General features: G+C 67.2%; 26 protein-coding genes. 21 read left to right on the top strand and 5 right to left on the bottom strand.

Features of this window, described 5'->3' with window-relative positions; translation table 11 throughout:
- Positions 1-25 precede the first annotated feature (25 nt).
- From QZZ02_RS10100 to QZZ02_RS10090, 3 genes are all read right to left on the bottom strand, one after another.
- Positions 26-1,108, bottom strand: coding sequence for a DUF2336 domain-containing protein (locus tag QZZ02_RS10100; protein ID WP_291844106.1), 1,083 nt, complete (start codon positions 1,106-1,108; stop codon positions 26-28).
- A 107-nt stretch (positions 1,109-1,215) separates the two neighbouring features.
- Positions 1,216-1,629: a PAN domain-containing protein gene (locus QZZ02_RS10095; protein ID WP_291844104.1), complete on the bottom strand. Its 414-nt coding sequence runs from the start codon at positions 1,627-1,629 to the stop codon at positions 1,216-1,218.
- On the bottom strand, positions 1,626-3,602 hold the full coding sequence (locus tag QZZ02_RS10090; RefSeq protein ID WP_291844102.1) for an EAL domain-containing protein: 1,977 nt from the start codon (positions 3,600-3,602) through the stop codon (positions 1,626-1,628). The genes QZZ02_RS10095 and QZZ02_RS10090 overlap by 4 nt, the downstream gene beginning before the upstream one ends.
- Positions 3,603-3,797: 195 nt before the next feature.
- On the opposite strand from QZZ02_RS10090, the gene QZZ02_RS10085 reads away from it, so the two are divergent.
- Entirely contained in the window at positions 3,798-4,640 is an 843-nt protein-coding gene (locus QZZ02_RS10085; protein ID WP_291844100.1) for an ion transporter, read from the top strand.
- Here QZZ02_RS10085 and QZZ02_RS10080 read toward each other — a convergent pair.
- On the bottom strand, positions 4,574-6,511 hold the full coding sequence (locus QZZ02_RS10080) for a PBP1A family penicillin-binding protein (protein ID WP_291844097.1): 1,938 nt from the start codon (positions 6,509-6,511) through the stop codon (positions 4,574-4,576). The two genes, QZZ02_RS10085 and QZZ02_RS10080, sit on opposite strands and share 67 nt — an antisense overlap.
- A gap of 99 nt (positions 6,512-6,610) precedes the next feature.
- On the opposite strand from QZZ02_RS10080, the gene QZZ02_RS10075 reads away from it, so the two are divergent.
- Entirely contained in the window at positions 6,611-7,075 is a 465-nt protein-coding gene (locus QZZ02_RS10075; RefSeq protein ID WP_291844082.1) for a YcgN family cysteine cluster protein, read from the top strand.
- A 454-nt stretch (positions 7,076-7,529) separates the two neighbouring features.
- On the opposite strand, the gene QZZ02_RS10070 is transcribed toward QZZ02_RS10075, so the two are convergent.
- Positions 7,530-7,865, bottom strand: a complete 336-nt coding sequence (locus tag QZZ02_RS10070) for a hypothetical protein (protein ID WP_291844081.1) — start codon at positions 7,863-7,865, stop codon at positions 7,530-7,532.
- On the opposite strand from QZZ02_RS10070, the gene QZZ02_RS10065 reads away from it, so the two are divergent.
- The 19 genes from QZZ02_RS10065 (at position 7,846) to QZZ02_RS09975 (ending at position 24,483) form a co-directional block, all read left to right on the top strand.
- Positions 7,846-9,168 carry a terminase family protein gene (locus tag QZZ02_RS10065; protein WP_291844080.1) on the top strand — a complete coding sequence of 441 codons (1,323 nt, stop codon included), beginning with the start codon at positions 7,846-7,848 and terminating at the stop codon, positions 9,166-9,168. The genes QZZ02_RS10070 and QZZ02_RS10065 overlap by 20 nt on opposite strands.
- A 42-nt stretch (positions 9,169-9,210) precedes the next feature.
- On the top strand, positions 9,211-10,269 hold the full coding sequence (locus QZZ02_RS10060) for a phage portal protein (protein WP_291844079.1): 1,059 nt from the start codon (positions 9,211-9,213) through the stop codon (positions 10,267-10,269).
- Positions 10,262-10,501 (top strand): hypothetical protein, encoded by a 240-nt coding sequence (locus QZZ02_RS10055; RefSeq protein ID WP_291844078.1) that lies wholly within the window; start codon positions 10,262-10,264, stop codon positions 10,499-10,501. Before QZZ02_RS10060 ends, QZZ02_RS10055 begins: the two co-directional genes overlap by 8 nt.
- Before the next feature lie 275 nt (positions 10,502-10,776).
- Positions 10,777-11,211, top strand: a complete 435-nt coding sequence (locus QZZ02_RS10050) for an HK97 family phage prohead protease (protein WP_291844077.1) — start codon at positions 10,777-10,779, stop codon at positions 11,209-11,211.
- Positions 11,212-11,252: 41 nt separating this feature from the next.
- Positions 11,253-12,464, top strand: a complete 1,212-nt coding sequence (locus QZZ02_RS10045) for a phage major capsid protein (protein WP_291844076.1) — start codon at positions 11,253-11,255, stop codon at positions 12,462-12,464.
- Between the two features lie 520 nt (positions 12,465-12,984).
- Complete coding sequence (locus QZZ02_RS10040; RefSeq protein WP_291844075.1) at positions 12,985-13,563, top strand: hypothetical protein; 579 nt, start codon at positions 12,985-12,987, stop codon at positions 13,561-13,563.
- A complete protein-coding gene (locus QZZ02_RS10035) occupies positions 13,560-14,012 on the top strand; it encodes a DUF3168 domain-containing protein (protein ID WP_291844074.1) in 453 nt (150 codons plus the stop codon). Before QZZ02_RS10040 ends, QZZ02_RS10035 begins: the two co-directional genes overlap by 4 nt.
- Positions 14,009-14,425, top strand: a complete 417-nt coding sequence (locus QZZ02_RS10030) for a phage major tail protein, TP901-1 family (protein ID WP_291844072.1) — start codon at positions 14,009-14,011, stop codon at positions 14,423-14,425. Before QZZ02_RS10035 ends, QZZ02_RS10030 begins: the two co-directional genes overlap by 4 nt.
- Position 14,426: 1 nt before the next feature.
- The gene (locus QZZ02_RS10025; protein WP_291844070.1) at positions 14,427-14,696 is read left to right on the top strand and encodes a hypothetical protein; all 270 of its coding nucleotides are present in this window, start codon (positions 14,427-14,429) and stop codon (positions 14,694-14,696) included.
- Positions 14,693-14,884: a phage tail assembly chaperone gene (locus QZZ02_RS10020; RefSeq protein ID WP_291844069.1), complete on the top strand. Its 192-nt coding sequence runs from the start codon at positions 14,693-14,695 to the stop codon at positions 14,882-14,884. The genes QZZ02_RS10025 and QZZ02_RS10020 overlap by 4 nt, the downstream gene beginning before the upstream one ends.
- Entirely contained in the window at positions 14,881-15,396 is a 516-nt protein-coding gene (locus QZZ02_RS10015) for a phage tail tape measure C-terminal domain-containing protein (RefSeq protein ID WP_291844067.1), read from the top strand. The genes QZZ02_RS10020 and QZZ02_RS10015 overlap by 4 nt, the downstream gene beginning before the upstream one ends.
- Positions 15,393-16,019 (top strand): DUF2460 domain-containing protein, encoded by a 627-nt coding sequence (locus QZZ02_RS10010; RefSeq protein WP_291844066.1) that lies wholly within the window; start codon positions 15,393-15,395, stop codon positions 16,017-16,019. The genes QZZ02_RS10015 and QZZ02_RS10010 overlap by 4 nt, the downstream gene beginning before the upstream one ends.
- A gap of 35 nt (positions 16,020-16,054) precedes the next feature.
- Complete coding sequence (locus QZZ02_RS10005) at positions 16,055-16,723, top strand: DUF2163 domain-containing protein (RefSeq protein WP_291844065.1); 669 nt, start codon at positions 16,055-16,057, stop codon at positions 16,721-16,723.
- Positions 16,720-17,235: an NlpC/P60 family protein gene (locus tag QZZ02_RS10000; RefSeq protein ID WP_291844064.1), complete on the top strand. Its 516-nt coding sequence runs from the start codon at positions 16,720-16,722 to the stop codon at positions 17,233-17,235. The genes QZZ02_RS10005 and QZZ02_RS10000 overlap by 4 nt, the downstream gene beginning before the upstream one ends.
- Positions 17,217-20,969, top strand: a complete 3,753-nt coding sequence (locus QZZ02_RS09995; RefSeq protein WP_291844062.1) for a glycoside hydrolase/phage tail family protein — start codon at positions 17,217-17,219, stop codon at positions 20,967-20,969. Before QZZ02_RS10000 ends, QZZ02_RS09995 begins: the two co-directional genes overlap by 19 nt.
- An 88-nt stretch (positions 20,970-21,057) precedes the next feature.
- Positions 21,058-21,984 (top strand): J domain-containing protein, encoded by a 927-nt coding sequence (locus QZZ02_RS09990; protein ID WP_291844060.1) that lies wholly within the window; start codon positions 21,058-21,060, stop codon positions 21,982-21,984.
- Positions 21,985-22,072: 88 nt separating this feature from the next.
- On the top strand, positions 22,073-22,414 hold the full coding sequence (locus QZZ02_RS09985; RefSeq protein WP_291844059.1) for a PepSY domain-containing protein: 342 nt from the start codon (positions 22,073-22,075) through the stop codon (positions 22,412-22,414).
- A 9-nt stretch (positions 22,415-22,423) separates the two neighbouring features.
- Entirely contained in the window at positions 22,424-23,101 is a 678-nt protein-coding gene (locus QZZ02_RS09980) for a response regulator transcription factor (protein ID WP_291844058.1), read from the top strand.
- Positions 23,098-24,483, top strand: a complete 1,386-nt coding sequence (locus tag QZZ02_RS09975) for a sensor histidine kinase (protein ID WP_291844056.1) — start codon at positions 23,098-23,100, stop codon at positions 24,481-24,483. Before QZZ02_RS09980 ends, QZZ02_RS09975 begins: the two co-directional genes overlap by 4 nt.
- The last annotated feature ends 14 nt before the right edge of the window (positions 24,484-24,497 follow it).

Raw genomic sequence — 24,497 nt, 5'->3', positions numbered from 1 at the left:
GGCCTGGCCGGCGGGGAAGGTGCCGCTAGGCCGCCATGTCCCTCCGCATGCGCCAGAAGCGCATGGCGCGGGCGGCGTCTTCCTCGGTGATCCTGTCGTAGAGCTTGCCGAGTTCGCGCGCGTCGCGGAACGCGTCCTCGCCGCGATTGTGGCGCAGGACCGCCAGGGTCACGAAGAGGGCCTTGTCGAAACCGGCGGATTTGCAGATCAGCGCCAGCGGATCAATGCTTTCCTGCTCGATGGCGCGCTTGGCGGCCGTATAGTCGACGCCGGTCATTTCAGCGAAGGCGACACGGAATTTGACCAGGTCGCCTTCGCGCAGGAGCCGGGCGAGCAGTCCGCCATCGAGCTTCTTGCGCATGGCCATGGAGCGCACGAATTTTTGTGCCTCCTCGATCGTCTTGTCATGCTGGATACGGGCCGCGAGGCGGGCTTTCGAGACCGCCATCGCCTGGTCGATGATATCCGGATCGACGCTGTCGAACTTTTCCATGATCAGCTCGCGCAGGTGATTGCGCACGGTCAGCATCATGTCGGCGAGAATATCGTTCGGGGTGTCGGAGCGCTTGACCAGCGGCGCCTGCAGGACTTCGGAAGTCTCGGCCCGCTCGGACACGGTCTCGAAGGCCTCGCGGGAAATCCTCGCGCCTTCATTGGAGATCAGTGTGGCGACCGTCTCATCATCGCCGCGGCGCACAATCGTGTCGGACAGGCGTTCGGAGACGGCGTCGCGACTGGACATGGCCTTGAGATGGTCCTGCCCGCCCTTTTCCGCAATCGTCAGGAGATCGTCGTCGGACAGGACCGAGGATTTCGACAGCATCGGGCCGGCGACCTCGATGGCGTCCTGGGCCAGTTTGAGAACGAGGCCGCGCGGGGCCAGCGGCGTATCGGCGAAACGATGGGACAATTCCTCGCGCGCATCCAGGGCGGTCTGTTCGGCAAGGGCGCTGAGGACTTCGTCGAACCGTCCGGACACCGCGGTGTCACGCTCCGGCGCTTCCTCGAAGAAGAGATCGGTCACCTCGCGCAACAAGGACCGACGGCGATCACTCGATTTCTCGCGCGCCAGTTCGACCAGATTGTTGAGCTTGCTGATGACCGCCATGTCGTACTCCACGCGATGGTGAAGCCAGACCATGCCCGGCGCGAGTAAAAAAAACGTACGGTCGATGGTTCAAATTGTCTGTGACGGCAGATTGCCGGCAGAAAATCTCAGAACGGTCCCTGCAGGGTTGCCCGAAGGGCCGGCAATTCGCGCTCGCTGGGCGGGCGTTGCGATGCCGCCTCGATCCGTTCTCGCAGGCTGCGGCCCAGACCGGTGACCTGACCCGGCGCGCGATAGGGCGTCGGTGCGGCCGAGAGCAGGGCACAGCCGGCATCGGTCCCGGTCAGCTCGGCGCGTGTCCACACCCAGGACCGGCACATCGCGTCGCCGTGACACAGGGCGGCACAGGCCTGGGGCGTGAGGCCTTCCATCACCATGCGCTGATAGGCCCCGCCACGACGGGCATGGTCCTCCATGACGTCGTCGGCACGGGCGGCGCCGGCGCCAAAAAGCAGGCTCAAGGTCAGGCCCGTGAGCAAGCCGGTGACCAAGCCCATGCCGAGGCGCGGGGCCCGCATCATCCCAGAGCCGTCCGCATGCGTTCGGAGGCCAGGCTTTCCGGCGCCGAGGGGCGCAGTTCGGTCGGTTCCGAAAGGCGGGGCAGGACGTCGGCGGCCGCCATCGGCGCGCCAATCAGATAGCCCTGGACATGACGGGCGCCGAGCGTGCGCAGGATATGCATCTGGGCCTCGGTCTCGACCCCTTCGATGACACAGCCCAGATCCAGCGTCTGCGACAGGGACAGCATGGTTCTGACGATCTTGAAGGAGGAGCTGTCGGTCAGCATCGCGCTGACGAAGGAGCGGTCGATCTTGAGCTTGGAAACGGGCAATTGCTGCAGGTATTGCAGGGAGGAATAGCCGACTCCGAAATCGTCCAGCGCCACCGAATGGCCGGCCTGGGAGATCCGGTTTATGGCGTGGCGGGCCTGGTTGAAATCGCTCATCATCGCGGTTTCGGTAATCTCGAACTCGATCCGGCTGGCCGTCATGCCGCTGGCCGTTACCGTGTCCAGCACGCTGTCCATCGCCTGCGGTGACATCAGGTCGTGGGCCGACAGGTTGAAGGACAGCATCAAATCGTCCGGCCAGCGCGCCATCTCGGCGAGCGCCTTTGACAGCAGGACCTGGGTCAGCGGGCGGATCAGGCCGGCGCGTTCGGCGGCCGGAATGAAGACATCCGGCGACACGGTACCCAATTCCGGGGATTCCCAGCGGGCCAGCGCTTCAAAGCCGACAATCTTCGCCTTTACCAGATCATATTGCGGCTGGAACTTGACTGTGAATTCGGCCGCGTAGTCGCAGCGGCGCAGGGCCTTGTCGATCTGGCTGGACGCCGTCATCTCGTGCTCGAGCGCGGCGTTGAACAGCACCGCCTTGCCCTGCAGGGCGCGCTTGGCGAAGTAGAGCGCGTGATCGGCCCGCTCCATGATGTCATGGGTCGACAGCACCGGATCATCACAGACCAGGAGCCCGACCGAGCCCGATCCCTTGCAGGTGTATTCGCCCAGGTCGTAGGGCTCCGACAGGCGGGCCTCGATCCGGTGACCGAGCTGCAGCACGGTCTCGGTCCGGGTGCAGGGCGCTGGCGCGATGAGGGCAAATTCATCGCCGCCGAGGCGGGCTGGCATGGCGCTGTCGCCGGCAATGCCGGTCAGCCGCCGGGCCACGGATTTCAGCATTTCATCGCCGGCGGCATGGCCATAGGTGTCATTGACCGGCTTGAACCCGTCGAGATCAACCAGACCGAGGACGAAGGGCTCGCCATGGCTGCGCAGCCGCGCCAGCCGGCTTTCCAGCTCCAGAAAGAAGCTGCGGCGGTTCGGCAGGCGGGTCAGGGCATCGCATTCGGCCAGGTGGCGGGCTTCGGCGGCCAGAATCTCGGCTGTCTCCCGGTCGCGGATGGCGTCGAGCCGGGCCTTCACCGAATTGAGCACGGCGTTGCGCAGGATCAGTGCGATCGCGATGCCGGCGGCCACCCCGGACTGGCCGATCCAGAAATAGTCGCTCATGCGCTCGGGAATATTGGTCTGGACCAGCCAGACCAGGCTGGCAAAGCACATCATGATCGCCACGCTGATGGTGCGGCGACTGGGCAGGATCGCCGCGAAAATCGGCATCATCAGGACCGAATAGAGCAGGTTCTCGTCGCTGAAATACAAAGTCTGCTGCAGGTTCGAGTTGAGGAAGAGCGACAGGCACAGGATCGAGCCGGCCACTTCCAGCTGTGCGGCGCTGCGATCTGACCTGAGATAGGCGCGTACACCGATGGCAGAAAGCGCGCCGGCCAAGACGGCAAGCAGCATGACCTCCGGATGGGTCGGAACCGGAAAGGCGAGGCGGGTGACCAGATCAAACAGGAAATAGCCCATGACCGCGATCGCGGCGCCGCGCAGGATCGGCTGGTAGGCGATCGTGATCTCGCCGTTCCGGACAGGCAGTCCGCCCGGGCCGGCCGGTGTCTCGGATTGGTCTTGGCTATCAGGCCGCATCATCGGGTCCAGTGCTTGACTGGCGACCTTATGGCTTGGACCCTCTTAAATCGTGGATAAATGGTCCCGTAAAATTCGAACTATCTGTGATTTTCTTCAAATACGATGCGGCAGCAGGCGATTGAATTTCAACGGGGACAGGGCTAGGAGCAGGCCTGTTGGCCAGTCGGGACACTGGCGCCGGGGCTGCCGGAGGGGATGGGTGTGAAGGCTTTCATCGAAAGTTCGCGTTTTCGCAATTTCATCATGACGCTGATCGTGTTCAACGCGATCACGCTGGGGCTCGAAACCTACCCCTATGACGGCGAGTGGTTCACCACCTGGCTGCCGATTATCGACCGCGCAATCGTGGCCGTCTTCGTGGTTGAAATCCTGCTCAAGCTGATCGTCTACCGCCACCGCTTTTTCCTGAACGGCTGGAACTGGTTTGATCTGACGGTGATCATCATCTCCATCCTGCCGGCGGCGGGTGGCTTCTCGGTCCTGCGGGCGCTGCGCATCGTGCGCGCCTTCCGCCTGTTCTCGGTGATGCCGGACCTGCGCAAGGTGGTCGAGGCGCTGCTGCGGGCCATTCCCGGCATGGGCGCGGTCATGGCGGTGCTGGGCCTGATGTTCTACGTCTCGGCGGTCATGGCGACCAAGTTCTTCGCCGAGAGCAATCCCGACCGCTTCGGGTCGCTGGGCGAGAGCGCCTTTGCCCTCTTCCAGGTGATGACGCTGGAAGGCTGGGCCACCGACGTCGCCATGCCGGTCATGGAATTCCACCCGTGGGCGTGGATTTTCTTCCTCGTTTTCATCGTCTTGACCAGTTTTGCCGTGCTCAATCTCTTCATCGCCATCATCGTCGACAGCCTGCAGGCCAAGCATTTCGACGAGGAAGAGGCGCGCGATGCCGAAGCCGATGCAGACCGGGACAAGCTGCATGAAGAGATCAGCGAGATGCGGGCCGAGCTGTCGGCCCTGACGGCGCTGGTTCAGCGTTCCGTGGGCGAGGGGGCGTCGGCCAGTATCGCAGAGAAAGACGCCGACAGGTCGGAATAGAAGGCGGCCAGCCGCTCTTCGCGTTCCGACCGTGTGCGCGGCGCCGGGGCCGAGAGCGGGCGTGATGGCAGGCCCTGGTGGACCCGCGTCATGTAGCGCTGCCAGATCATCGCCGGCAGGCCGCCGCCGGTGACATTGTCCATCGGCGTATCGTCATCATTGCCGACCCAGACCCCGGCCGTGAAATCGGCCGTATAGCCGACATACCAGGCATCGCGGAAGGACTGGCTGGTGCCGGTCTTGCCGGCCGAGGGGCGGCCGGCGAGGGCGGCGCGGCGCCCGGTCCCGGTCAGCACGACATCCTGCAACATGGTCGACATGGATTGCGCCACTTCGGCCGTCGTCGCGCGCTGCGCCGGGGCGGCTTCGTGCTCATGGAGGACATCGCCGCGTGAATTGGTGATCGAGGTGATGAAATAGGGCTCCCGCCGCGCCCCGTCATTGCCGAACACGGCATAGGCCGAGGTCAGTTCGAGAAGGTTCACCTCGGCCGCGCCGAGTGCAATGGCCGGCAATTCAGGCAGGGGCGAGGCAATGCCGAAGCGGTGCCCGACCTCGACCACCCGGTCGATCCCGACCTGGTCGCCGACCTGGGCCGCAACCGTGTTGATCGAGCGTTTCAGTGCCTCCTGCAGGGTGACCAGGCCGCGAAATCCGCCGGAGAAATTCTGTGGCGTCCAGCCTTCCAGATCGACCGGTTCGTCCCACACCGCCGAGGAGGGGTCATAGCCGGCCTCCAGCGCCGCGGCGAACACGAAGGGCTTGAAGGCCGAGCCGGGCTGGCGCTGGGCCTGGATGGCGCGGTTGAACTGGCTGGTGGCATAGTCGCGCCCGCCGGAAAAGGCGCGGATCGCCCCGTCGGGGGCCAGCAGGACGATCGCCGCCTCGCCGGCATTCTGGGCCTCGCCCTCATCGCCCAGCACGGCCTCGATGGTGTCATGCGCGGCGCGGGCGAGGGCCGGGTCGAGCGTGGTGTGGATCACCAGGTCGGGCACGTCATCGCCGATCAGGCCGGCGGCTTCGGCGAGGGCAAAGTCGAAGGCATGCCCCCAGATCGCCGTGCCGCCGGGGTCGGACGTGTCGGCGACCGGCGCGGCGGGCTCGGCAATGGCGGCATCATGGGCCGCCTGGTCGATGAAACCGGCGGCCAGCATGGCATCGAGCACCGTGGCAGCCCGGGCCTGGGCGGCAGCCAGATTGACCGTCGGATCGAGCCGGCTGGGTGCCTTGGGCAGGGCGGCCAGCAAGGCGGCCTCGGCCAGGGTCAGCTCGGTCGCCGGCTTGTCGAAATAGCGCCGCGCGGCGGCCTCGATCCCGAAGGCGCGGGCGCCGAGATAGATGCGGTTGAGATAAAGCTCGAGAATTTCGGTCTTGGTGAGATGCTCTTCCAGCTGCCGCGCCAGGCGCATTTCCTGGATCTTGCGGCGCAGTTCGCGGTCGGGCGTGAGGATGAGATTTTTCACCAGCTGCATGGTGATGGTCGAGCCGCCCTGGACCGAGCGTCCGGCCCGGAAATTGACCCAGAGCGCCCGGAAAACGCCGCGCAGATCCACCCCGTCATGCGCGTAAAAGCGCTGGTCCTCGATCGCCAGGAAGGCTTGCGGGACATGGGCGGGCAGGGTGTCGAGGCCGACGGCGCGGGCATACAAGGGACCGCGCACCGCCAGGACATGGCCCTCGCGGTCCATCAAGGTCACCGAGGGCTCGCGCCGGGTCGACCAGAGCTCCGCGGCCGTGGTTGGTGCCGTGGGCAGATCATGGAAGGCCCAGTGCCAGCCGAGACCGGCCAGCAGGGCGCCGATCAGGACAAGACTGCCCAGCGCGGCGACCAGAATCCGCCGCGTGCGACGTGTCCGTCGTTCGCGTTCCATCAAGTGATCCGCACGAAACGGCTCCTGATACATGCTATAGCCACCCCCGTTGGCTTCAGTCTAAAGCCTTCCAATCGAGGCCAAATTCAGGCGTTTCCCATGGCATTGCCTTTCTGGAAGATGAAATCTCTGTCGCAGATGAGCAAATCGGAATGGGAGTCACTGTGCGACCATTGCGGCAAATGCTGTCTGATCAAGCTGGAAGACGAGGATACCGGGCTCAACCTGGACACCGATGTCGCCTGCAAGCTGTATGACTGCAACAAGGGCGGTTGTCGTCACTACACCAATCGCCACACGCATGTGCCCGATTGCGTCGTGCTGACGCCGGACAATGTCCCGACCCTCAAATGGATACCGCAGACCTGCGCCTATCGCCTGATCGCCGAGGGCCGCGACCTCCATGACTGGCATCCGCTGAAAACCGGCGATCCCGACTCGACCCGCAAGGCCGGCATGTCGGTCATCGGCCGGGTCATTTCAGAAACCCAGTTCTCCGATCCCGACAGTGTCGACTGGGAAGCGCGGATCACGGAATGGCCGGGCGAGGGGGATGAGGATTGAGGGGGTGGAGCATTCAGGGCATTCAGGGGACAGGTACAATTAACGCGTGACGTTAATTGTACCTGTCCCCAATTCGCTCGCTGCTTCCACAGACAGTGTCACACTTCCGATCGATCGCATTTGCGCCTGCGCCTTTACCGCCGCGCAACCTTTCCCCCACTCCGTTGTTTCAACTTCTAGCCAAATTCGTCACAAAGGCGGCCAGCAGGGTCGCGCCACCAGTTCGGCCCTTCGCATTTTCGACGAATAGAGTGCCCGACGGGGCCACAAGGCGCGGATAAACCGGCCGCTATCCCCGTTTCCGTCCCGAAGAACCCGTGACCGCCCAGGCGGTTGCGGGTTTTTTCTTGGCGGATATCCGACCGGTGACGGGCCGCGGCTATTGTTCGGCATGACCGGAATTCCCCAGACAAAACCGAAAGACGATGTCGGCTGGTACCCCTATCTGCTGCTGTCACGGCGCGGAGCGACGGGGCCGCAGCTGGCGAAGCTTTCTGGCATGGCCAGCTGCACGGTGAACCGGCATTTGCGCCGGCTGCGGGCTTATGACGAGAAGGCGCTCGCCGCCATCCGGGAGCAGGCGCGGCAGCGTCGCAGGGACGATGTGGAGGTGGAGTTCCTGATCGGCGACCCCGCCCAGGCCATCCGCCTCGCCAATGCCCATACCGCGCTCCTCAAGCAGGACCAGGCCCAGATGGAGGCCGACCGGGCCCGTGAAAATTTGACTGAAGAGGAGGCAGAGGATGATGACGCCCGACAGGCTCGCGACGATGCTTTCCTTCGTCGACACGTTCTGGACCCTGACGAGGCGGGAACGCCTGCGAGCCTGGAAGAAACAGGCCAACCGCAGGACGCGGGACGCCATCCAGGCCGACTTCCGCTACCACGCGACGGGCCCGCAACTGCCGCCACCGGGTGAGTGGCTGACCTGGCTGTTTCTGGGCGGACGCGGGGCGGGCAAGACCCGCGCCGGGGCGGAATGGGTGCGTCACCGGGCGCTGCGCAGTGTCAGCCGCATCGCCCTGGTCGGCCCGACCTTCAATGATGTGCGCGAGGTGATGATCGAGGGCCCGTCCGGGCTGAAACATCTGGGCAGTCGGGACGAGCAGCCGCGCTATGAAGCCAGCCGCAAACGCCTGGTCTTTCCTTCCGGCAGCCAGGCCTATGCCTTCTCGGCCGAGGATGCGGACGGGCTGCGCGGGCCGCAATTTGACTTTGCCTGGGGCGATGAGTTCGCCGCCTGGCCGGACCCGCAGCGTGTTCTCGACACGCTGCGCATGGGGGTGCGGCTGGGCGGCGTCCCGCAAATCCTGCTGACCACCACGCCGCGCCCCATCCCGGCGCTCAAGGCGCTGGTCCGGGCGGCAGGCGAGGACGGACCGGTCCGCCTGACCCATCAACCGACCGCCGCCAACCAAGCCAATCTCGCCCCCGGCTTTGTGGCCGCCCTCAATGCCGCCTATGGCGGTTCCATGCTGGGGCGCCAGGAAGTCGAGGGCTTGTTGATCGACGACCCCGAGGGTGCCCTGTGGACGCGCGCCCAGGTCGAGGCGGCCCGATTGCAGGCCGGCCTGCCGGAGCTGGACCGGATCGTGGTCGCGCTCGACCCGCCGGCCAGCGGTGGTCCGCGCTCCGATGAATGCGGGATCGTCGTGGCCGGTGGTCATGGCGAGGGCCCGGCCCGCTCGGCCGTGGTGCTGGCCGATCTCTCCTTCGGGCCGGCCCTGCCGTCGGACTGGGCGGCACGGGCGGCGACGGCGTTTGAGGATTATGCGGCCGACGCCCTGGTGGCCGAGGCCAATCAGGGCGGGGAAATGGTGCGGGCCGTCCTCCAGGCTGCCGCGCCGGGCCTGCCCGTGCGCCTGGTTCATGCCAGCCGCGGCAAGCGGGCAAGGGCCGAACCCGTTGCCGCCCTCTATGCCGCCGGACGGGTCCGCCATGCGCGGGCCTTTCCCGGCCTGGAAGACCAGATGTGCGCCTTCGGCGCGCCCGAAGCCGCCAGATCCAGCCCCGACCGGGTCGATGCCCTGGTCTGGGCGATCAGCGAACTCCTGCTCGGCCGCACCGGCGCGCCAAGACTGCGGCGGCTGTGAGCGACCGTCCGTCCTGAATTCACCATCCAAGAGGAGGCTGCCATGCCCCACTGGCTCGATCGCCTGTTCGGCCGGGAGGAGAAGTCCGCCCTGTCGAGCCGTCTCATTGCGCTGACCGCCGGGTCGCAGCCCGGCTGGGCACCGCGCGCCTTGCCGGCGATGATGCAGGCCGGTTATGCCCGCAATGCCATTGTCCATCGCTGCGTCCGCCTGACCGCGGAAGCGGCGGCCTCGGTGCCGCTGACGGCCTCCGACCGGACCATGACCCGCCTGCTGGACATGCCCAATCCGGACCAGTCCGGGCCCGAGCTGTGGGAAAGTCTCTATGGTTATCTACAGCTGGCGGGAAATGCCTATCTCGAGCTGGTCAGCCTGGCGGATGAGCCGCGCACGCTCCACCTCCTGCGCCCGGATCGCATGCGTGTCCTGGCCGGTCCGACCGGTTGGCCCGAGGGCTGGGAATATGCCGCGGCGGGACGCAAGCGCCGCTTCCAGCGCGATCGCGTGTCCGGACGCAGCCCGGTTTTCCACATCCGCCTCTTCCATCCCGGCGATGATCATTACGGCCTGTCACCGCTGGAAGCGGTGGGCCGCTCGCTCGATCTGCACACGGCGGGGTCCGACTGGGCCCGCGCCCTGCTGGACAATGCCGCCCGGCCGTCCGGCGCGCTGGTCTTCAAGGGCGAGAATGGCCAGCTCTCGCCGGACCAGTTCGAACGCCTGAAGGCCGAACTCGAGGCCAGCCATACCGGCACCGCCAATGCCGGGCGTCCGCTCCTGCTGGAAGGCGGGCTGGACTGGACGCCGATGGCGATGAGCCCGGCCGAGATGGATTTCACCACGGCGCGCCGCGAAGCCGCCCGCGAGATCGCGCTGGGGCTGGGCGTGCCGCCGCTTCTGCTCGGCCTGCCCGGCGACAACACCCACGCCAATTACGCCGAGGCCAATGCCGCCTTCCTGCGCCAGACGGTGCGGCCGCTGGTGATGAAAATGGCGCGCGCGCTGAGTGTCTGGCTGCGGCCCTGGTCCGCTCCGGGGCTCGAGATCAAGCCGGACTTTGCTGTCCTCGATGATGGGACGCGGGAGGCGCGCCATGCGTGAGGCTGACAGCTGGACCGTCCAGCGCCAGGTCACGCTCGGCCTGATCTTCGCCATCCTGCTGCAGACCTCCGGCGCCCTGATCTGGTCCGGCCGGGTCGGGGAACGCCTCGACCAGCTCGAACTCACCAGCGACCGCCAGAGCCCGCTCGCCGAACGTCTCGCGCGCCTGGAAGCCGAGATGCGCCTGGCGCGCGAAAGCCTGCTGCGGATCGAACGGCGTATGGAGGAGTGAGGGGGCACCCTTACTCACACCTTGTCATCCCCGCCGGATGACCTGCGAAGGCAGGTCGCAGAGCGGGGACCTACCAGGTTGCAACCACCCTGCTTCCAATCCAAGCGCATTTTTCCCGGCTGCAGCCGCGCGAAGACGCGGCGGAGAGCCGGGACCGACCGAGCGCGCTTTCAAGCGCTGAGTCTCCCGTTGGTCCCGGATAGCGCTGACGCGCTTCCGGGAAAAATGAGCAGCTTCACTCCCCTTATTCTTCTCCCGACAAGGACATCCAAACCATGACCGAAACCCTCGCCATCGAGGGTCATGCCAGCCTGTTCGGGCTGGCGGACCTGGGCGGTGATGTGGTGGCGCGTGGCGCCTTTGCTGCCTCGCTTGCCACGCGCCGAACCATCCCGATGCTGTTCCAGCACGACCCGTCCGAGCCGATCGGCGTGTGGACCGCCATCACCGAGGATGCCCGTGGCCTGCATGTGCGCGGCGAGATCCTTGCCTCCGGTCCGCGCGGCCGGGCGGCCGCCGCCCTGGTGCGGCGCGGTGCGGTGGACGGACTCTCCATCGGCTTTCGCACCCGTGCCTCGCGGCCGCGCGAGGTCCGGGGGCGGGTGCTGACCGCGCTCGATCTCTGGGAGGTCTCCATCGTGACCTTCCCCATGCTGCCCCAGGCGCGGCTGCGCCTTGTGGCGCCGGCCGGCGACCGCGTCGCCGCCTGACCCTCCCCACCCCCTACCTTTTACCCAACCCAGGAGTAATCATGAGCAAGGAAACCAAGATGCATGACGCGCCGGCCGGCAGCCGGGCCGTGATGGGCGAGCTGCTCGCCGCCTTCGAGCAGTTCAAACAGGCCAATGACCAGCGCCTCGCCGAGATCGAGACCCGGGCCGCCGCCGACGTGCTGCTGGAAGACAAGGTCGCGCGCATCGACCAGGCACTGGACAGCCAGAAATCCGCCCTCGACCGGCTGGTCCACGAGGCCGCCCGTCCCGGTCTCGTTTCCGGCGCGGACAAGTCGGCCGCCTCGCTCGGTTTTGCTGCCTATATGCGCAGCGGCCAGTTCGCCGAGGGCAAGTCGTTGAGCGCCGGGACGCCGGGCGAGGGCGGCCATGTCGTCCCTGCCGAGACCGAGGCGCAGATCGACCGCCTGCTGGCCGAGGCCTCGCCGATCCGGTCGATTGCCACGGTGCGCCAGAGCGCCATGGGCGTGTTTCGCAAACCGGTCTCGCGCGGCGGCGCGGCGACCGGCTGGGTGTCGGAGACGGCCGCCCGCCCCGAAACCGATGCGCCGAGCCTGGAGCTGATCGAATTCCCCGCCGCCGAGCTCTACGCCATGCCGGCTGCGACCCAGCAATTGCTCGATGATGCCATGGTCGATGTCGAACAATGGCTGGCCGAGGAGGTCCGCGATGTCTTCGCCGCCCAGGAAAGCGCCGCCTTCATCAATGGCGACGGCATCAACAAGCCGCGTGGCCTGCTGGACTATACCGCCGTCGCCGAAGGCACACAGGCCTGGGGCGAGCTCGGCTATGTCGCCACCGGCACGGCCGGCGGGTTCGACGCGGATGATCCGGCCGATGCGCTGATCGACCTCATCTATGCGCCCAAGACCGCTTATCGCGCCAAGGGCCGTTTCGTGATGAACCGCCAGACGGTGTCCGCCGTGCGTCGCTTCAAGGATGCCGACGGCAATTATCTCTGGCAGCCGGCGCTGGGCGAAGGCGCGACCTCCACCCTGCTCGGCTATCCGGTCACCGAGGCCGAGGACATGCCCGATATTGGCGCCGACAGTCATTCGATTGCCTTCGGCGATTTCGCCCGCGGCTATCTCGTCCTCGACCGCCAGGGCGTGGAAGTCCTGCGCGACCCGTTCAGCGCCAAACCCTATGTCCTCTTCTACACCACCAAACGCGTCGGCGGCGGGGTGCAGGATTTCGAGGCGATCAAGCTCTTGAAGTTCGGGGTGAGCTGATTTTCTTCCCCACGCGTGGGGAAGAAAAGGCGTGGTGGGTGATCTCGGCGCCCACCATGCCACCATTTTTCCCGGGCGAAGACCCGGGACCAACCGAAGCCGCCTTGAAACGACTAGCTGACAGTCGGTCCCGGATCACGCGAACGCGTGTCCGGGAAAAATGGGTGGTGTGGTTTCTCGTAAGAGTGCCCCTCGGCGCTCACCCATCCATACATCCCTTGCCGAGATTTCGCCGTATCCGGTTTTCCAGGTCAAGGGCCGCAACGCGGCCGCTTCGCGGTTTCACCCTTGAGCTGGAAAACCGGATACGGCCGGCTGGCTGACAAGGGATCTATGGATCAGTCCGCGCCGGGGCGCGGATTGTTTAACCCCAACCTTGCCCGCCCATTTGTCCCGGGCGAAGACCCGGGACCAACCGAACTTGCCTTGAATCAATGAGCTGCCGGTTGGTCCCGGATCACGCTGACGCGTGTCCGGGAAAATGGAGATGGCGCTGACCGGAACCACGGAGTACTCCCCCATGTCCCTCACACTCCTCACTCCGCCCGCCGCGGAGCCTGTCAGCCTGCCAGACGCCAGGGCTCGCCTTCGGGTGGCGGATGCGTCGCAGGACGACGCGATCAACCACTGGATACAAACGGCCCGGGCGCGTGTCGAGCGGGATACCGGGCGGGCGCTTCTCGCCCAGACCTGGCTGGAACGCCGCGATGTGTGGTGGGGCGAGGGGCGGCTTTCGGCCTTCGGGACGCGGTTGAGGCTCTTGAAACCGCCGCTGATCGCGCTCGAGGCGGTCACCATATATGGCGCGGATGATACGCCGTCGGAGATCGATCCGGCGGCGTTTTTCGTGGATAGGCTGAGCGATCCGGGCCGGCTCGTCCTGCGGCCCGGCATGAGCTGGCCGCAGCCGGGGCGGGCCGCAGCGGGCATCGAGATCCGCTTTCGCTGCGGCTATGGCGAGACGCCCGAGGACGTGCCGGCGCCGCTGCGCGAAGCCATCCTCCAGCTCACCGTCCATCTCGCCGAAACCAATGGCGCCAGCGCCTTGCCGCCCGGCGTGGCGGAGCTGATCCGCCCCTTCCGTCCGGTGTCGCTGTGAGCGGGGTGGTCGAAGCGCTGCAGGCCGCGCTGGCGGCGCAGTTTGCCGACACGCCGCAAATCGCCCTCCTGCTCGGTGACCCCTTGCGCCTGCATGCGAGCCGCGATCACCGCGCCGCCTTTCCCCATGCCAGCTGGGGCCGGGCCGAGATCAGTGAGAAGGGCGGCGACGGGGTTCGCCTCGCCGAGGTCCGGCTCGGCCTCGATGTCTGGTATCGCGACGGCGATCCCGGCCCGGTGCTCGAGGCGCTGGCCGACGCCGTCCACGCGCTGGCCGCCGATCCTGATCTGCCCGAGCCCGTCCTGCCCGACCCCTGGCGCCTCGTCACCCTGACCCCGGTCTATCGCGACGTCTTCACCACGCCGGAGCGGCGGATGAAACGTGGCGTGCTGCGGGTGAAGGCGGTGGCGGGGCGTGACCATCCAATCGACGAAGGAGACCTGCCATGAGTGTCCAGTCCGGCCGCGATATCCTGATCCGTATCGGTGACAGCGCCGATCCGCCTGTGTTTACCAGTGCCGCCGGGCTCCGGCTCAAGACGATTTCGCTCAATGCGCGCACGGTCGATGTCACCCATGCCGAGAGCGTCCAAGGCTGGCGTGAATTGCTGGCCGGCGGCGGGGTGAAGACGTGCGGCGTGTCCGGCTCCGGCGTGTTTGTCGATGCCGCGGCCGATGCGCAGATCCGGCAGGCGTTTTTCGACCAGGCGGCGCTGGCCTGGCAGCTTGTCATTCCCGATTTCGGCACGCTGACCGGGCCCTTCCTGGTCGCGGCGCTGGACTATGCCGGCCGGCATGATGGCGAGGCGACCTGGTCGATGAGCCTGGCCTCGGCCGGACCGATCGCGTTCGCGGCGCTCTGAGATGGCCAATCCGCAACGCGGCGAGGTCGAACTCCTCGCCGGTGAGAGGCGGCTGACGCTGTGTCTCACGCTGGGCGGTCTGGCCGAGATCGAAGCGCTGACCCGCGACGGGGACGCGCTGACGGCGGACAGGCTGTTGCGCCTCGTCGAGATTCTCGCCCGCGGTGGCGGCAGCCCGGTCTCGCTTGAGACGCTCAAGGCGGCGCCCCTGTCACTGGCCGAAGCGGCCGATGCGGTCGCGGCCTGTCTGGCGGCGGGGCTGGAGGCATGAATTGGGCTGCCATCCTGCGCACCGGCCTGGCGATCGGCCTGATGCCCGAGACGCTGTGGCGCCTCTCGCTGGTGGAATGGCGGGCCCTGACCGGACCGCTGGCCGCCACCGTGCCGCTCGACCGGGCCGGGCTGGAGGCCCTGCGCCAGCGCTTTCCCGACAATTCTGACAAGGAGGCTGAAAGATGAGCCCATCCTCTTCCGACAATCCGCTCGACGATTTCGCCGACGGGCCCGGCCAGCGTGCCGCCGAGGCGCTGGAAACAGCGTTCGAACGCGCCGGCAGCCGGATCGAACAGGCGCTCGGCCGGGCCGCAAGGTCCGGCGAGGCGGATTTCTCGCGCATGACCGAGGCCATCCTGGCGGATCTGGCGCGTCTCGCCGCCCAGCAGGTGATCGAGCGTCCGCTGGCCGGGCTGATCGACCGGGTGCTGGGATCGGTGACACCGTCCGGCGCCCGCGCCGAGGGCGGGCCGGTGCAGGCGGGATCGGCCTATCTGGTTGGCGAGCGCGGACCGGAAGTGTTTGTGCCGGGCACGGGCGGTCAGATCGGCGCGGCGGGCGGCGGCCAGACCGTGCACATCCATCTCACCTTGCCGCCCGGCCATGCCGGCGACAGCGAACGGGTGGTGGCGCAATCGCGCGCCCGCATCGCGCGCAGCCTGGCCCGGGCGGTCGATGAGGGGCGGCGCTGGTCATGAGTGTGTTCCACGAAGTCCGCTTTCCCTTCTCGGTCTCGATCGGGGCCACGGGCGGACCGGAACGGCGTACCGAGATCGTGCCGCTCTTGTCCGGCCGGGAACAGCGCAATACGCCCTGGGCCGACAGCCGGCGCCGCTATGATGCCGGGCCGGGCGTGCGCTCGCTGGCTGACAGTCACGCGCTGATCGAATTCTTTGAGGCGCGGCGTGGACCGCTGCACGGCTTCCGCTTTCGCGATCCGTTCGACAATCGCTCGACATCGCCGGACCAGGCGCCGAGCCCGACGGATCAGCTGCTGGGCACCGGCGATGGAGCGGCGACGTCCTTCCAGCTGGTCAAACACTATCAAAGCGGTGATGCGTCCTGGACCCGGACCATCAGCAAACCGGTCGAGGGCTCGGTCCGTGTGGCGCTGGACGGGGTCGAGACGGTCGGGTTTCTGGTCGATACGGCGACGGGTGTCGTCACCCTGGCCAGCCCGCCTGCCGCGGGCGTCGCCGTGACCGCCGGTTTTGCCTTTGACGTGCCGGTGCGTTTTGACACCGACCGGCTCGACCTGTCGCTGGATGATCCCGGCGCGGCCTCGGCGAGCACCATCCCCCTCATCGAAATCAGACCCTGAACGACCGCCCGGAACGGGGCGGCAAGGAGGTGTGCATGCGTGAAATCCCGACGCCGATTGCGGCGGCGCTGGCCAGCGGTGTGTCCTGCCTGTGCCAGGCCTGGATCGTTACCCGGCGCGACGGCGCCCGGTTCGGCTTTACCGATCATGATCATGACCTGGTGCTGGACGGGGTGACCTGCCATGCGGCAACAGGCTTCGGTGGTGACATGCTGGCCGCCGAGACCGGGCTGGCACCGGACCAGGCCGGTCTTGTCGGCGCGCTTGATGATGCCGTGCTGCGAGCGGAGGATCTGGAAGCCGGTCTGTGGTCCGGCGCCCGGGTCGAGAGCTGGCGGGTCGACTGGTCGGCCGATCCACCGCCGGGTGTGAAGACCGGGCAGGGCGAGCTGGGCGAGATTCGCGCCGTTGATGGCCGCTTCCAGGCCGAATTGCTCGGCCTCTCTCATCGCCTTTCGCGGGTGACGGGCCGGGTCTTTGCCCGGCGCTGTGATGCCGATCTCGGCGATGCGCGCTGCGGCGTGGCGGAGGATCATCCCGGTTTCGCGGGCGGCTGCGACAAGGCCTTTTCAACCTGCCGCGACCGCTTCGCCAACACGCTCAATTTCCGCGGTTTCCCCTATATGGTCGGCAATGATTTGCTGCAGGCCTCGCCGGCCAGCGAGGCGGTGCGCGATGGCGGCTCGCGGGGGCTGGGCGGATGAGCGGCTTGGCTCGCCGCAAGCCGGTCTCCGTGCGCGCCAGGGCGCTCGCCGAGGCAAGGCGCTGGATCGGCACGCCCTTTTGTCACCGCGCCAGCTGTCTGGGTGCCGGGACGGATTGTCTCGGCCTTGTGCGCGGGATCTGGCGGGCGCTCTATGGCGCCGAGCCGCAGGCTGTGCCTGTCTATGATCGCGATCTTTCGACCGGGGCCTTTGACGGCGCGCTGCTGGCGGGTGCCCAGGCCCATTGCCGCGAGATCGACAAGGCGGCGGCCCGCCCCGGCGATCTTCTCCTGTTTGCCGTCGAGCCAGGCGGTGCGGCGCGGCATTGTGCGATCAAGTCTCAATCCGGCAAGTCTCAATCCGGGCGGATCATCCACGCCTACTGGCATCGCAGTGTCTGCGAAACCGCACTGACGCCCTGGTGGCGACGACGAGCGGTCGCCGCCTTCGCCTTTCCCGACCTGCCCGAAGCCGAGCGGCTTGAGGAGATGATATGGCCCAGCTTGTCCTGACCGCCGGCCGTGTTGCCCTGACCGGCCTGCGCGCTGCCCTGCCGGCGCTGGGGCAGGCTGCGGCGAGTGCGGCGCTCAATACATTGCTGCCGGCGCGCGAAGGGCCGCGCCTGATCGAATTGCCGGTCCAGACCTCGACGGACGGTGCGCCCATGCCGCGCCTGTGGGGCCGGGCCCGGCTCGCCGGTCAGGTGATCTGGGCGGCGCGCTTTGCCGAACATGCCGAGACTTCCGGTGGCGGAAAGTCGGGACCAAGAGAGACCGGCTTTTCCTATTCACTCTCCTTCGCCGTCGGCCTGTGCGAGGGCGCGATTTCCGGGATTGGCCGGATCTGGGCCAATGGCGCGCTGCTCGACCAGTCGCGCTTTGCCGTGCGCTGGCATGCCGGGACCGAAGACCAGGCGCCGGATGCGCTGATCAGTGCCATCGAGGGTCCGGACGCGCCCGGCTTTCGCGGCACCGCCTATCTCGTCCTCGAGGATTTTGCGCTGGATGAATTCGGCCATCGCATCCCCAATCTCTCGGTCGAAGTGTTTCGCGGTGCCGGTGAGGGCGGGCTGGAGACGCAGGTGCGCGGGGTCAATCTCATCCCCGGCTGCGGCGAGTTCGCCCTTTCGCCCGAGCCGGTGATGCGGCTCGACGGGCCGGGCGCGGAGACCCCGCTCAACCGCAATAATTCACGCGGGCTGACCGATGTGATGGCGGCGCTGGACGATCTGGAGCGCGACCTGCCGGCCTGCCGGGCGGTGCAGATCGTGCTGGCCTGGTTCGGCGATGATCTGCGCTGTGGCGATTGCGAGATCCGCCCCGGTGTCGAGGATCGCGAGAGCGAGACCCGACCGACCGCCTGGTCGGTCGCCGGGGCGGATCGTGACACGGCCTGGCTGATCGGCCGGGTGGCGGACCGTCCGGTCTATGGCGGCACGCCGGATGATGCCGGGGTGATTGCCTTCATCCAGGCGCTCAAGGCGCGCAGCCTCACGGTGACGCTCTATCCCTTCATCCTGATGGATATCGCCGAGGGCAACGTCTTGCCCGGTCCGGAGGGCGGCAGCGGCCAGCCGGCCTATCCCTGGCGCGGGCGTATCCGTCCGACGGAGGGGAGTGTGGCGCCGCAAGTGGCGGACTTCTTCGGGACAGCCGCTGCGTCGGACTTTACGGTGTCGGCAGGCTCGGTCAGCTATGACGGACCGGCGGAGTGGCGCTATCGCCGCTTCATCCTGCATTGCGCCGCGCTGGCAAAGGCGGCCGGCGGGGTGGATGGTTTCCTGATCGGCTCGGAAATGGTGGCGCTGACCACCGCCGGACCGGACGAGGGCTATCCCGCCGTTGCCGCCCTGTGCGAACTCGCGAGCGAGGTACGCGCCCTGCTGGGACCGGCGACCCGGCTCTCCTATGCCGCCGACTGGAGCGAATATCACGGCCATCAGCCGGGTGGCGGGACCAAGATCTTTCACCTTGATCCACTGTGGTCGCACCCGGTGATCGATGCGGTCGCGATCGATTTCTACATCCCGCTCTCGGACTGGCGCGACAGTGACGACCATCTCGATGCCCCGCTGGCTGCCAGCCCGCATGACCGCGATTATCTCGCCAGCCAGGTCACCGGCGGGGAGGGGTATGACTGGTATTATGCAAGCCCGGCCGATCGCGAAGCACAGCTGCGCACCGCCATCCTTGATGCCGGTCATGGCGAGGACTGGGTGTGGCGCTACAAGGACCTGGTTGGCTGGTGGTCGAATGCCCATCATGACCGGCCCGGCGGTGTCCGCAGCGAAAGCCCGACCGGCTGGGTGCCGCGCGCGAAACCGATATGGCTCACGGAACTGGGCTGTCCGGCCGTCGACAAGGGCGCCAACCAGCCCAATGTCTTCATCGATCCCAAGAGCTCGGAAAGCGCGCCGCCTTTCTTCTCGACCGGCAGCCGCGATGATCTCATCCAGCGCCGCTATCTGGAGGCCCTGCTGGCGCATTGGGACGACCCCGCCGCCAATCCGGTCTCGCCGCTCTATGGCGGGCCGATGGTCGAACCGGGCTGGTGTGCGGTCTGGGCCTTTGATGCGCGGCCCTTCCCCGATTTTCCCGCCCGCAGCGAGATCTGGTCGGACGGGGCCAACTGGCGGCGCGGCCACTGGCTAAATGGCCGCGCCGGGCTGGTGCCGGTGGCGCGTATCATCGACGAGCTGGCGAATGCCTCGGGCCTCGACGCGGTCGAGACGGGCGCGGTCGACGATCTGGTCGCCGGCTATCTGGTCGACCGGCCGATGGCAGCGCGCGAGGCGCTGGAACCGCTGACCGGCCTGCTGGGCATTGCGGTGATCGAGGGCAGCGAGGCCGTGCGCTTTGTCTCGGCGCATCCGGCCACGGACGGGTTCGTGCTCACCGATCCGGTGGCGACCGGCAGCGATGCCGTGAGCCGGCATTATCCGGCACCGCTTGATCTGGTCCGCGATGTCCGGCTCGGCTTTCATGACGACCGGGCCGCCTACCGTGTCGGCCAGGCCTTCGCGCGTGAGCGGTTCGGCACCGTAACAAGCGCGGGTCTGAGCGTGCCGGTGGTTGCCGATGCGGACACGGCCCGGCGCTGGTGTGCCGACTGGCTGGCCGCTGCGCATGCGAGCGCCGATCAGGTCGCACTCACCCTGCCGCCGGACTCGCTCCGGCTTGAGCCGGGAGATGCGGTGCTGATTGAGGGTGGCCTCTGGCAGATCGCGTCGCTCGATGGCGGCGCGGTGCGCTCGGCCCGGCTGGTCCGGCCCGGCGGACGCCGTGCCACGCTGAGCGCCGGTGAGGCGGCGGTCGACGAGGCCCCGCCCGGGCTGGCGACCCGTCCGGCGCTGGAAGTGCTCGACCTGCCGCTGCAATCGGGTGAAGCGCGCGACGGTCCGCTGGTCGCGGCCTGGGCGCGAAACCGGCCCGGCGCAATCGATATCGCGCTGGCCGGTCAGGCCCGCCTGCAGCTGACCCGCCCGGCGCGGCTGGGCCGACTGGTCGAGGCGCTCGGGACAGGACCGGTCGGGCGCTGGGACCGGGCGGCATCGATCGCGCTGATCCTAGACTGGGGCCAGGTCGAGAGCCGTGATACGCTTGCGGTTCTGGGCGGTGCCAACCGGATTGCCGTCGAAGCCGAGGCGGGGACGTGGGAGGTGATCGGTTTTACCGATGCCGAGCTGGTCGCGCCCGGGCAATACCGGCTCGGCGGGCTTTTGCGCGGGCTTGGCGACACCATCGCCCGGTCGGCGCCGGTCGGCGCGCGGGTTGTCGTGCTGGATGCCGCCTGTCAGCCCCTGGTGCTGGCGCCGCACGAGCGCGGGATCGATCTCGACATTGTCGCCGTGGCGCACGGGCGCTCGCCGCTTGATGAAGCCGCGACGGTGCGGACTGTGCCGGCGGTCACGGCCGATCTGATGCCGCTGCCACCGGTGCACCTGTCGCTGGCCGGGTCCGGTGACAGCCGCACCCTGCACTGGATCCGCCAGACGCGGATCGGCGGCGATGACTGGTCGGCGCCCGAGGTGCCGCTGGGTGAGGCGAGCGAGGTCTGGCAGGTCGAGCTGGACGCGGCGGGCCAAAATCTCGTGCTGGGCGGGATCGCGGCACCACAGACCGGCTTGCCCGATGCCTTGTTGATCGATGCTTTCGGCGCGCTGCCGGCCCACCTCGCCGTGCGGGTGTCGCAGATTTCCGCGCGGGTCGGAGCGGGCCCGGCTGCAATGGCCGGCTTCGACCTGTGAGCCCGGCTTTGATATCGCCGCCAAAGCCGCTTACATGATGTGAGAGTTTGACGACAAGCAGGCGCGAGACGCAGGGCTTTTGCAAGGCATGACGGGCATGGATGACCCCTACAAGATACTTGGCGTCCCCAAGACGGCGACGGCCGAGGAGATCCGCAAGGCCTATCGCAAGCTGGCCAAGGAACTGCATCCTGATTCCAATCCCGGCAATGCTGCAGCCGAGGAGCGTTTCAAACATGTTTCCCAGGCCTTCAAACTGCTCTCGGACCCGGAAAAGCGCGCCGAGTATGATGCCGCGACCCGCGCCGGCTTTCATCCCGGCATGGGCGGCATGGGCGGCATGGGCGATGCGGCCGGCGGCCGGCCCTTCAATTTCCGGCAGACCCGCAATGCCGGGCGCGGCGGTTTCGAGGATATTTTCTCCGACCTCTTCACCGATTTTGGTGCCCAGGGTGGCGCGCGCCGCCAGCAGCAGGCGCCGCGCAAGGGGGCCGATATGCGCCAGAGCCTGACCGTCGACTTCATGGAAGCGGCCCAGGGCGGCAAGCATCGCGTCACCCTGCCTGGTGGCCGGACGCTGGACGTCGCCGTGCCGTCAGGCGCGTCGGACGGGCAGGTGCTGCGCCTGCGCGGCCAGGGCGAACCCTCTGCCAGTGGCGGACCGGCCGGTGATGCCTTGATCGAGATCCGGGTCGCCGAACACAAATTCTTTTCCCGCGCGGGCGATGATGTCCGCCTCGAACTGCCGATCAGCCTCAAGGAAGCGGCGCTGGGGGCCAAGGTCCGCGTGCCGACGATTGACGGGCCGGTCGATGTCCGTGTTCCGCCCGGATCCTCGACCGGGACGCTTCTGCGCCTGCGTGGCAAGGGATTTGCGGGAGCCAAGGGCAAGCGCGGCGACCAGCTGATCCGGCTGATGGTGGCGCTGCCGTCCAGCGATGAGGCACTCAAGGCTTTCCTTGAGACGTGGTCGCCGCCGGAAGGCTATGATCCGCGCAAGGGCCTGCGCCCGTAGCCGGGCCTGCAACGCCGCTCGTGGCAGTGATGTTTTGGTAGTAGTTTGTTCAGGACGGGTTCAGGGGGAGTCCGTCAGTGTGAGTGCCATGTCGAGATATTTGATCATCCTTGCCGGCGCCCTGAGCGTCATTGCAGCCCCCGCCGGGGCTGACGGTCCTGCGATTGCAGTTCAGCCCACGGGCTATGCCAGCCTGCAGGACCGCTACTCTGCGCCTGAAGCCCGCGATGCGCGGCGCCAGGGCGATGTCGTGCCGGCTTTGCGTGTGATCTCGGAGGTGCGTCGCCGCTATCCCGGTGCCGATGTGCTTGATGCCGAGCTCGAGGGCGGTGCCTCACCGCGCTACGTGATCAAGATCCTCACCCAGGATGGCCGCCGCGTGGATGTGGTTGCCGATGCCCGTACCGGGCAGATACTCTACGAACGATAGGGGGACAGAATGCGCGCGCTTGTTGTTGAAGACGATCCGGACCTGAACCGCCAGCTTGGCCGGGCCCTGGAGGATGCAGGCTACGCCGTGGACTCTGCCCTTGATGGCGAGGACGGACATTTCATGGGCGATACCGAACCCTATGATGTCGTCGTGCTTGATCTCGGCCTGCCCAAGATGGACGGGGTAAGCGTGCTGGAACGCTGGCGCCAGGCTGGCCGCGATTTCCCGGTCCTGATCCTGACCGCGCGTGATCGCTGGTCGGAAAAGGTCGCCGGCTTTGATGCCGGCGCCGACGACTATCTCACCAAGCCTTTCCATACCGAGGAATTGCTGGCCCGCATGCGCGCGCTGACCCGCCGCGCCGCCGGTCACACCACCGCGACGATCGAGTGCGGTGGCCTGTCCATCGATACCCGCGGCGCCCGCGTCTTTATCGACGGCGCGCCGGTCAAGGTGACCTCGCACGAATTCCGCATGCTGTCCTATCTCGCCCATCACCAGGACCGGGTGATCTCCCGGACCGAGCTGGTCGAGCATATCTACGACCAGGATTTCGACCGCGACAGCAATACGATCGAGGTTTTTGTCGGCCGCCTGCGCAAGAAGATCGGGACTGACCGGATCGAGACCGTGCGCGGTCTCGGCTATCGGCTGGTTGATCCGGTGGCGCGCCCGGTTTCGTGAAACGCCGCGCCTCCCTGGCTTTCAGACTGTTTGCCGGCGCCGCTGCCTGGGCGCTGGTCCTGCTTCTGCTCGGCGCGGTGGCGCTGACGACCCTGTACCAACGCTCCGTGCTGCGCACGATGGACGACCGGCTGGCCAGTGTCGTCGAGGCGCTCGTCGCGGCGGCCGAGACGGATCCCGGCGGCGGCATCGTGCTCGCCCGTCGGCCGTCAGACCCCGCTTTCGACCGGGTGTTTTCGGGCCGGTACTGGCAGATCATGGACGGGCCTGTCCTGGAGGGTGGCGGGCATCAGGCCCTGGTCGTGTCGCGGTCGCTGTGGGACGAGATCCTCTCGCCGCCGGATGCGCTCCTGGCCTCGGCCCTGGCAACGCCCGGCCAGATCATTTCCTTTGATACAAAGGGGCCCAGCGGTGAGCCGCTGCGCCTGACCGCCCAGGCCGTGCAATTGCCCGCCCGCACCGACATGGTGATCATGATGGCGGCCGAAGACCGCGTCGCGGCAGACCGCGATGTGCGCAATTTCGCCATCACCTCGGGCATCATGTTCCTCGGTTTCGCGACGGCGATCGCCGCCGGTGTCTTCTTCCAGGTCCGGATCGGCCTGGCCCCGGTCCTGCGCATGCGGACCAGCGTGGCGGAGGTTCGTGAGGGCAATCAGGAACGCGTCGATGGCGAGTTTCCGGTCGAGCTTCAGCCCTTGGCCGATGAGCTCAATGCCATGCTCGACCATTCGCGCGAGCTGGTCGAACGCTCGCGCACCCATGTCGGCAATCTTGCGCATGCCCTGAAAACGCCGATCGCGGTGCTGACCAATGAGGCGCGGACCTCGCAAGGGCCGCTGGCCGACATGGTCGAGCGCCAGACCGGTTTGATGACCGAACAGGTCGAACACCATTTGCGCCGCGCCCGCGCTGCAGCACACGCCAAGGCGGTCGGGGCCCGGACGCCGCTCGGGCCAACCGTTGGCGATCTCGCGCGCACGCTGGAAAAGATCAACGCATCGCGCGGTATCCGCATCACAACTGACGTCGAGGACGGACTCCACTTCAAGGGCGAGCGCCAGGACCTCGAGGAAATGATCGGCAATCTGATGGACAATGCCTGCAAATGGTCCGGCGGGCTGGTGCATGTCCGTGCCGAACGGACTCAGGCGCGCGAGCTGGCGGTGACCATCGAGGATGACGGTCCCGGACTGGACCCGGATGAATGCGAAGCCGCCCTGCAGCGCGGGGTCCGTCTGGATGAACAGGCACCCGGTTCCGGGCTCGGCCTGGCAATCGTTTCAGACCTTGCCAAGGCCTATGGTGGAGAACTCAGCCTGTCGAGATCAGAACTCGGCGGTCTGGCCGCTCGTATTGGGCTTCCGGCGACTGGTCGCTAAACGCTCATTAACCT

It is taken from the genome of Maricaulis sp. (assembly GCF_015665295.1).
Taxonomy (GTDB): domain Bacteria; phylum Pseudomonadota; class Alphaproteobacteria; order Caulobacterales; family Maricaulaceae; genus Maricaulis.
This window is presented reverse-complemented; position numbering and strand designations above follow the sequence as displayed.